Annotated in this window: 2 protein-coding genes; one reads left to right on the forward strand and one right to left on the reverse strand. The window is 63.5% G+C overall.

The genetic code is table 11. The annotated features are described in order from the left end of the window. The first annotated feature begins 273 nt into the window (after positions 1–273). Positions 274–891 carry a hypothetical protein gene (locus ACFWPJ_RS31580; RefSeq protein ID WP_378856994.1) on the forward strand — a complete coding sequence of 206 codons (618 nt, stop codon included), beginning with the start codon at positions 274–276 and terminating at the stop codon, positions 889–891. A 56-nt stretch (positions 892–947) separates the two neighbouring features. On the opposite strand, the gene ACFWPJ_RS31585 is transcribed toward ACFWPJ_RS31580, so the two are convergent. Then, on the reverse strand, positions 948–1,664 hold the full coding sequence (locus ACFWPJ_RS31585; RefSeq protein ID WP_378856996.1) for a vancomycin high temperature exclusion protein: 717 nt from the start codon (positions 1,662–1,664) through the stop codon (positions 948–950). Positions 1,665–1,948 lie beyond the last annotated feature (284 nt).

Raw genomic sequence — 1,948 nt, forward strand, 5'->3', positions numbered from 1 at the left:
CGTACACATCGATATAGACGTTCTCCTTCTGTTCCGGCTCCGCGGCGGCGGAACCCGCACCCACAACTGTGGCAGCCGCAACAGCCAGACTGACCGCTACTGCCTTGACGATTCGCACAATGTCCTCCTGGAAAGCGCTGATCAGCGCGGTGATCGGAATCGGTCCTCGCAGCTCCCGGACCGACGGATAGTGTTGACCGTTCTTCCGCCGTGAAAACGTCGTCGGCGAAATCTCCGTTGACGCCGACCCGTGCCGACCGCAGGCTTACCCGAGTGAACGAACTCGACAGTGCCGCCGACCGCTTCGCGGTGGGTTACCTCGCGGGCGAGGACCTGCCGATGGTGGCCGCCGAGGCGCTGGCCCGCGGCCACGACACCCCGGCCCTGGTCGAACTCGCCTGCCTGCATCGAACCGACACTCGCGACGCACCCGCCCTGTTCCGCACCGCGTTGTCCTATATCTGCATCATCGCGGACAACGAAGCGACCTGGTCGGCGCGCGAGGTCGAGGTGCGGTTACGTCGGGTCAAGAAGGACGCGGCAGCCGTGCTCGCTGGGGAAGGGGTCTACGTCGAGCAGGTGAGCCGGATGGCGTCTGAGCTGTACCACCTCGCTGTCACGCCGGAAGCCGGTAGTCCTGACCTAGCTGATCTGGCTACCGATTTCGATGGCTTCTCTTGGGGACTCGACGACAACTATTGGGACCCCGATGTTCTTCGCGACTCGATCCACGAGGGGTGCCGGACTCTCTTGGCAGGCCCGCCCTGGACCCAGTTGAAGGACGTCCCTGTCGCGCCCCCACCACCAACCCCGCCGAAGGACGTCCCTGTCGCGCTCCCGCCACCAACCCCGTCGAGGTGGTGGCAGAAGCTGTTCCGCTCTTCTACGTAGCGGCGCTGCCGGGTGACGTAGCAACGGCTGGCTCGACGCGTCCAACCCTGGAAACCTCAGCGCAGCACCATCTCCGCGACGGCCTTGGGCGCCGCGAGCCACTCCCTGATGTTGTTGCGCACCTCGGTGACCCGTCGACAATCGCAATACGCGACCACCCCATCGGCCTCGATCCCCGCCACCCGGCACAACGCGACCGCCCGCGGCAGATGCTGATACTGACTCACGATGATCGCCCGCTCGACCCCGTATATCGACCGCGCCCGCTCACACGTCTCCCGCGTCGACAGCCCTTCCCCATCGGCTCGCACGATCGCCGGATCAATGCCCTTGGCCAGCAGATACCGGGTCATCGAAGCGATCTCGTCACCTGAGGTCCCACCCGCGTCCCCCGACAGCAGTATCTCGCCGGCCTTCCCCGCGGCCACCAATTCGATGGCAACGTCGAGCCGACCCCGGAGATAGGCCATAGGAGTGCCGTCCGTCGCGACCCTCGCTCCGGGAACAATCACGACCGGCGCCCCCGGTGCCCCCGCCACATCGCTCCGATGGCCGGACGACATAGCCCACATAGCCGCATTCGCGCCCGCGGTGACGAGCACCAACCCACCCGCGACGACCAACCCGGCCCCGAGTACCCGGCGCAGTCGTCGTCGCTTCCCACTGTGTACCGCCATCGCCGACCCTCCCATTGTCGCGTCCACGAGCCACCGTACCGGCCGGTGGTTCGTGACAACACGGGCGAAACATCCCCTGACTAGGGAATTTGACATTGCATTTGTCGACACGTAAATTAATTCCAGTCAGAGCGACACGGACACCGACCCGGTACCGAGTACCAGGGAAACGAGGTTGGACGATGAGCGCCGACAACATCAAGTAAGAAGGCTCACCTGAACCGGATTTGCATCCGGATGCGGGCATGAGCTAAGTTAGAACCCTGCCTCGCTGAAGCCCCTAATAAATGTTGTGGGTAGAAGCTTGTGCGTGTGTTCTTTGAGAACTCAATAGTGTGTCGATGAATGTCAGTGCCAATATTATTATTGGTTCCGCTTCT

Origin of the sequence: Nocardia sp. NPDC058497 (assembly GCF_042720195.1) — a bacterium.
Classification (GTDB): domain Bacteria; phylum Actinomycetota; class Actinomycetes; order Mycobacteriales; family Mycobacteriaceae; genus Nocardia.